We start from the raw sequence: 7,087 nt of genomic DNA, 5'->3' as shown, positions 1-7,087 counted from the left end.
CTGCAACGTAAAGCCAACCCTCCGCGGTCCATATATAAGTAAAGTCGGCGATCCAGCGCTGGTTGGGCCGTTCGGCGTGGAACTCCCGGCCGAGCGTATTCGGGGCGATGGCCGATCGCCGGCCCTCATCCCTCGGAAGGCTGCGCCGACGCGGTCTGGCACGCAAAGCCTGGGCACGCATCAGCCGCTCGATGCGATGCAGGCCGCAATCGATGCCTTCCGCCAGCACGTCGCGCCAGACACGCCTGGCACCATAGGTCCGATCCGAACCAATAAAGCTTGTCCGGACCCTGTTGCCGATCTCCTCGTCGTCGCGTGCACGCCTGCTCGGCGACCGGTTGAGCCAAGCATGGAAGCCCGAGCGCGACACATCCAGCGCTTCGCAAAGCCATGCCACCGGCCAGATCCCCCGGGAGACGCCTGCGCCACACTCACTCCGCGATCCTTGATCAGGCGGACCGCCTCGATCTTGAACTCACGCCCAAACTGTCTTCGCCGCATACCCCACCTCCGGGTTCATGAAACACCCAATCTCGGTGTCCACGAAACCGGCAGCAGGCCACGGCGCTGTTCCAAGCCGCTTCCGTATCGACACCCTTCTGCCGAGCCGCCTTGTCGATGAGGCTGACAGCCTTCCTGTATTCATCCTTGGTAAGCGGCGCCATGTTCAGCCCGAGGCATTTATCGAGGAACATATAGGAACTGAAGCTATCCTCTAGCTCTTCGCGAGCCCTCTCAGATTGGGATTTCGCCGCAGCGAGGGTGTAGGCCATGCGAGCAAATGGCTTGCCCTTCAAATCATATGCAATGAAGTACCAATCTCCATTCAGGTCAGTCAGCCCGGTCTCAAAAATGGGAAGGCTTTGCCGTGTCATCATCCCGGCTTCGATGGTGTCGGATAGCTCGTCACTGCAACGCGAGACGCGGCCCTTGTCGTCCTTCACGGGGCGCGGCGCGACCCATCGGAACTTGTAGGAAGTCTGTGGGTTCGAGCGGGCTCGCTTTCCCGCAGGCCGCAGATCAAAAAGCTGGATAGTCGCCTCGATCCTGTCGCCGGGATGAACGTCACCTCGGAGGTCAGACTGATAACCTTCCTTACGGACCGCCCCGTTCGCCTCAAGAATGCGGGGGTCTGCCCAACTCAGCCTCCAACTATTTTGAAGAAACGGAGCATCTCCGACGCTGTGAACGTTCTCAGCGAGCGCAACTGTAGCGGCACAATCCAAAACATCTGCACGAGCGGGAGATATGGGGCCAATACTCCCGGAACAAAAGAAACTAAGAAGTGCCAGTTGCGACACACAGCGGCCAATGGAGATCACAGCTACCTCATAGTCCCGTTTTGCTCTGAATTATAGTCCCATAACGTTCGTGGCCCTGGCAATAGCATCAGACCATTTTGTTCTGATGGAACCATTCGCTAGCAATCTGAGAAGGCGGGCCTCGGAGTTGGGCGTATCGAACGCCGAAATCGCGCGCCGTCTCGGAGTGAGCGAACGCCGATATGCACATTATGCCCGAGGCGACCGGGAGCCTGATCTGGCTACTCTGACGCGAATCGCAGCCGTGTTCCGCACATCGACCGACGAACTGCTGGGATTGGTAGGCGCATCCGAAAGCTCTGAACGTGACGTGCTATGCGAGCGATTGATCGCGGCAGCTGACGGACTCAACAATCGGGATTTGGGCGTATTGGTCGCGGCAACCGAGGCCGCTGCCCTCTTTGCGCGTGCAGAACAAGCTGGGCAGGCCGACAGGTAGCTCACAGCCATCGACCATCGGGCACATTCACTCTGATCGGCAGTGTGTTCCTTATTTGTTCTCATGCCGGGGCCACGGAACATGTCGGCACAGCCAGCAGATCAGGGATGCAATGACGCGTCGCTCGACACTGAAATCACCGCGCTCGTCGCAGACCTGCTGGAGGAGCACGAAGGCTTCGAGCGGTCTGCGCTCCGGGCCTTGGCTCGCAGCTATCTAATGCTGCTTTCCGAGAGCGAGCGGCTCGCTGCGGATGCCGACAGATCGACCGATCGCGGTTTTCTGAGGGGGCTGTTCTCTGAAGGCGCCAGGCCTCTCACACCGGATGAAGAGCCATGAGACGGAAGGGCGAACTTTCTCCTTCGGGTGTTGATCGGGAATGGCCGTTTCAGGTCGCGGTCAAGGCGAAGGTAGCCAAAGAGTTAGGATCAGTCCCATCCTCCGGCCCTCACTCGTCGCTATGCTGGTGCGGCCATTCCGTGTTCGACGGCGTCGACAGCTATCGAATATATTGCTTTGCCGACCGCGAACGGTCCGTCAGGTCTCGCTAGTTCGTTGGTGGAGAAAACTTCGACCCGCGTGAGCGCTCAGGCAGCAGGTCGGTCCGCGCCCAGGCATCGAGGCTCGATGCAATGCAAGGGATTTAGAGCCGGCAGCTGCCGAGAGCTTGGCGCGTGAGCGCTCAAACTAGATCGAATATGGACGCCGCGCCGTGTTGCCAACCGTCGGCATCCATATCCGTAGCGCACAAACTGCAACAGGCTCTGAGGTCGGCTTACTCCTTACGGGCTCCGAGACATCCAAGTTTTCGGCTAACCCGTCGGAAATCTACTCAAGCCTGCAGTAATCGTGATTTTTGCTAGGGTATAAAAGTATCAGCTGAGCGCTACTTTGATTCAAGCGGAGGTGGCGTCGGCGCAAGAAGCAAGACATCTCTGGCATCCGTTACCTCAAAGAACTGACCGCGACCGTCTCCTACAAGGACATCCGTTGATCCATTAAACAGTTTAACAGTAAGTACTTGAGAAATAGTACCTACGGGTTTCTTGATTGGAACAGTGGAGCCCCATTCAAGTATGCCCGTCTGAGGTTGGTGCTCCACTTCTCTTTCTACACTACGGTACACGGTCCCGGAAACGGAGCACGAGACATAACCATCTCTTCGATTTATGCCCCAGAGGCTGGATGCATCCCTTATTTCATCGACGCGAGCAAAGTACGATAGGCCATTTTCAGAGTTGTTATTTGTATCAAAGCCCTCGCATCGCCCTGCTTCGCCGTGGCCTTGTGATGCGCTGATAGGTTTGCTCAAATCCCACTTATAACCCCCAGGTGGGTTGGCGACCCGATAAATGCGCGTGTTTCGCCCCTTGAACTGCCCGAGATCGGCAGTATGTGGCTTATATTCCATCTCAGAGATTTTGCTTTTTGCTGTATATGAGTAGGCCGCAAATTTTTCAGGAAGAACTATAACTGAGAATTCTCTTTCGACAACGTTCTTACCTCCCAACCAACGGCTATACCAAGCGGCGGCAGGAATGGTGTACGTGAACTTTAAATTTGATCGAACCATCTTGTCGGATTTGTTTTGGCCAAATTCTTTCGGAGCTTCAAATTGGACTTCATTTTGGGTAAGGCTCGTCCTCTTTGAGGCCTTTCCGTCAAAAGTAAGCTGGGGGTTCGCTTCATCGAAATTAACCCCTCGAACTGTGAGAATAACTTCTTCACCGCCGGGCGTAATACGGGGGCCATATCGAGTAGCGAATGTTCGATCTTTGCCGACCAATGGCAAGCTTTCTATAATGTTTGCTGCGCTTTCTGTAATGCTTTGTGCGGTGTCTAGTCTATCTTTAATGGAATCGTTCGTTTTTGTTACGAGAGAGTTGGTTTTCAAAAATATTTCGCGTTGTGATTGTTGCAAAGAAGAGAAGGCATTATTGAGTAATTCCGTATTAGCCACTTTCCAAGCTTCGATGGCGTCTTTTGCTTGAACCCCGGCTCGGGCCATGAGATAATCGCCCTGACTCATCGCATTATTTATCGTATTATTGACCTCCCCAAGAAGTTTGTCTGCTACGACCCCTGCGGTAAGTCCTTCCCACAATTGTGCGGAAGCTCTCTCAGGACTAAATATTGTCAAAATGCAAAGTATTACCGTTGATCTAACGGAAAGCATTTTCCCCTCCTGAATCTATATGGATTTCCCAACTCAAAACGACCGCCATTGGAAAGCCGGATCAACTGCGGTTCCAGAAGCTCAGCCTAACGAAAGGTCTTCCGCCATTCTACGCCAACGCCTCTTTCGTTTAGCGTGGGAGATACACCTTCGCGCGGCTTTGGCATGGGATTTTGGCTAGTGGGTATTTGCCCACGTTCCAATTTTTGCAATGCAGTCGGTGGAGCAGGTGGCGGGATAGGCTTTTCAATAGCTCTTTGAAAATCTGTCTTTGGCTGAGGTGGAGCTGGGTTAAGATTAAGCTTCGATTGCGCAAGTGAACTTGTCGAAATCGCCGCAACTACTGACGCAAAAATTACTAGCTTCATCATCCGCACTCCTTTCGGTGTTTCAGTGATGGAGTCATAATCTTTCGGGTCGACGTTCGATCTATTTTTTGTGTGATCGAACGACCCAATTTGCAGAACTCGAAATAATCCGCAGATAAAATATTAACATAAACGCGTTGCCTCCTCAATAAGTGCGCTGCCCCCCGACATAACTTTGCGTCAGCGATGCCGGCATTATCGCCCAGCTCTCAGGTTGCCGAGCGCGAATGTGTCCCCGTCACGGCGCCGATCTCTAGATGAAGCTCCGAGGAGCCGAGGCGGAGAGCTAACCTTTTGCAAAGAAAGGGAGTGCCGGCGCCGTGTAGCCTGAATGTCCTGACTGGCCAGCCGGTAATGGAAATGCCCCGATCAGGCGGCCTTCAATGGGGTGATGCCCCACTCAACCAAAGAAGCTCGGGCAGCGGTTGGATCATCGATGATTCGATAGATTGTCTGGCGGCTCAATCCTGTGGCTTTTGCAATGGCGCTTACCCCTGCATTCTGCGCTAGGCGGTCCAGCACCAAGGTCAGTTGCTCGTAACTGAAGCTTGGTTTCCGTCCTTTGTAGCGCTTCTCGCCCTCAAGGCTCTTGGCATGAGCGATGCCCGCAATCTGCGCGGCCTTGGTCACCTCGGCATGCGACTGGGCTGCTGCGGCCATGAACCCGATGAGTGCATCCCGGACAGCCATCTGCATCGGGTCCTTGGTGGACCCATCGAACGTCATGTTGTTGATGATGGTTCGAACGATCACGCCGCGTCGCATGAACTGCTCGATGGCTTGCTTGACGTCATCATAGTTGCGACCGAGTCGGTCGATCCATCGGACCACCAGAACGTCACCGGCTCTCAGGATATCATAGAGGCGCCTTCCCTCGGGTCGCTCCTCCAGCTTGGTTTTGACCCCAGAGACCCCGTGGTCCGCGAGAACACGATCTAGCTTGAAACCCGCGGCTTCAGCCTGCGTCTGTTGATGCTCGATGGTCTGATCGAGAGTGCTTACCCGTGCATAGAGAACGGTCTGCATTAGGCTCCAAATGTCCGTTGAGATAATGTCCGATAGATTCCATGGCCGTTGGTGAGAGTCAACCCTTACGGACAGCTGTTCGGCGGCGAGAGGGGGTGTACGCAAGGACATACCCAAACGGACTATCGGCGGCTCGGCCCAAGATAAATCTCGAGACAAGCCGCATCCCCCCTGTTAGCAGATGGGGATGTCGATGAATCGCGCTACCGAATTAGGGGTGAAGGCACTCGGAGCTTTCTACACGCCTGAAACAATTGCCGAAATACTGGCAGATTGGGTGATTCAATCTGGTGCTGAAGCAATTTTGGAGCCGAGCGCAGGCGATGGCGCTCTGATCCGTGCTGCTCTGGCATCTTGCATGCGAAAATTCGGCTCGTCCGACCGCGTAAAAATTGTTGCCTGCGACGTGAACCCCGAGGCCACTCGCGAACTCAAAACTTGGCTTCCGAGAGGAAACGAGGTCGTAACCGCCGATTTTCTCTCGATTGATCCTGCCTCTATGGACCGATTGGGCGCTGTTCTGGCAAACCCGCCGTTCATACGGAACCACTCTCTAGACCCACAGCGGCGATCTGAGCTGAGGAAGCGATTTGAGATCGACGGAGCTGCAGGCCTTTGGGTTCATTTCTTGCTGCATGCCTGCTCATTCTTGAAAATCGGAGGGCGGCTTGCGGCAATCGCGCCTGCCTCAGCGACATTCACCCGGTACGGTCAGATCGCAATAGAAAGAATCTGCCGGAAATTCTCACATGTCGAAATCAGGCAGATCATCGATAGGCCGGTATGGGTAAATGGGGCTGACGAGCGCGGAGTAATCATTCTAGCGTCGGGATATGGCGAAGGTTCGTGTTCCGATGCCTCTGTTTCGAAATGGTTATCTCTCGAAAAGCGATCCCCGAGCGCGTTTTTTAGCGGCTCAAGTTATCTGGATATTTTGTCACAAAGCGAGCCTCTGGCGAATTTTGCTAAACTTTCGATTGGCGCCGTTACCGGTTGCAATCGGGTATTCCTATTGAATGAACAAGAAAGATTAGCTGACCAAATAAACCAAGAAGACGTGTGTATCGCGGTATCGCGAGCGCGTCAGGTTCCGGGCCTTACTGTAACTCGCGCAGATTTGCGTGCTCTTGCTGAGTCAGGGGAGAAAACACTTCTTCTTGCGCCTGCAGATGTTAGCAGAGCGCGACCGGGCGTTAGGTCGAGATTGGCCCTCGTCAGTGCTCCCCAACGGCGAAGGACGATCTGGCTTAAGAAGCGAACACCGTGGTGGAAGGTAGATGCAGGCGAAGATTGCGATGCAATTTTTACGTATATGAATGATCGAGGTCCGCGAATAGTTCTGGCGGAGCCGGGGATCAAATGCACCAACACGCTTCACCGTGCGCGCTTTAGGGAGACGACATCTTCTTCCCAAAGAATTGCATGCGTACTGAGCATGATCTCCACGTTTGGGCAATTGGCAGCAGAAAGGGGGGGGCGCTCATATGGCGGCGGGATCTTAAAGTTTGAGCTCGGAAATGCACGTGAGCTGCCAATTTTACTCGCTTCGGGCGAACTTCGTTCGGACGATCTTAAAGCGGCAGATTTGGCGATTAGGAATGGCCGCTTCGACCTCGCCTGCGAGATAGCGGATAAAGTTTTCTTGCCAAGAATTGTTGGGCGGTTTTGGCAAAGCGCCGTAAATGAAATGCGTACCGAGCTACAACGCCTTAGGTTTGAGCGCACAGGGCGCATGCCGCAAAGCGACATCCGTTAA

General features: G+C 54.4%; 6 protein-coding genes and 1 pseudogene. 3 read left to right on the top strand and 4 right to left on the bottom strand.

Annotated features, from left to right (window positions below; translation table 11 throughout):
- A pseudogene (locus tag AC1DNE_RS28105) lies at positions 1–501 on the bottom strand (IS3 family transposase); the annotation flags it as partial.
- Entirely contained in the window at positions 450–944 is a 495-nt protein-coding gene (locus AC1DNE_RS28100) for a hypothetical protein (protein ID WP_476766903.1), read from the bottom strand. The gene AC1DNE_RS28100 and the pseudogene AC1DNE_RS28105, both read right to left, overlap by 52 nt.
- Before the next feature lie 463 nt (positions 945–1,407).
- On the opposite strand from AC1DNE_RS28100, the gene AC1DNE_RS28095 reads away from it, so the two are divergent.
- A complete protein-coding gene (locus tag AC1DNE_RS28095; RefSeq protein WP_476766902.1) occupies positions 1,408–1,761 on the top strand; it encodes a helix-turn-helix domain-containing protein in 354 nt (117 codons plus the stop codon).
- An 81-nt stretch (positions 1,762–1,842) separates the two neighbouring features.
- Positions 1,843–2,100 carry a hypothetical protein gene (locus AC1DNE_RS28090; protein ID WP_476841323.1) on the top strand — a complete coding sequence of 86 codons (258 nt, stop codon included), beginning with the start codon at positions 1,843–1,845 and terminating at the stop codon, positions 2,098–2,100.
- 547 nt (positions 2,101–2,647) lie between these two features.
- On the opposite strand, the gene AC1DNE_RS28085 is transcribed toward AC1DNE_RS28090, so the two are convergent.
- Positions 2,648–3,790 carry an IPT/TIG domain-containing protein gene (locus AC1DNE_RS28085; RefSeq protein ID WP_476766901.1) on the bottom strand — a complete coding sequence of 381 codons (1,143 nt, stop codon included), beginning with the start codon at positions 3,788–3,790 and terminating at the stop codon, positions 2,648–2,650.
- 884 nt (positions 3,791–4,674) lie between these two features.
- On the bottom strand, positions 4,675–5,331 hold the full coding sequence (locus AC1DNE_RS28080; RefSeq protein WP_476766900.1) for a recombinase family protein: 657 nt from the start codon (positions 5,329–5,331) through the stop codon (positions 4,675–4,677).
- A gap of 187 nt (positions 5,332–5,518) precedes the next feature.
- Between AC1DNE_RS28080 and AC1DNE_RS28075 the strand changes: the two genes are divergently transcribed.
- Positions 5,519–7,087 carry an N-6 DNA methylase gene (locus AC1DNE_RS28075; protein ID WP_476766899.1) on the top strand — a complete coding sequence of 523 codons (1,569 nt, stop codon included), beginning with the start codon at positions 5,519–5,521 and terminating at the stop codon, positions 7,085–7,087.

The sequence above is a fragment of the Allobosea sp. 05L423 genome (assembly GCF_056397745.1).
Note: the sequence above shows the minus strand (reverse complement) of the source record. Positions and strands in the feature narration are given on the sequence as shown.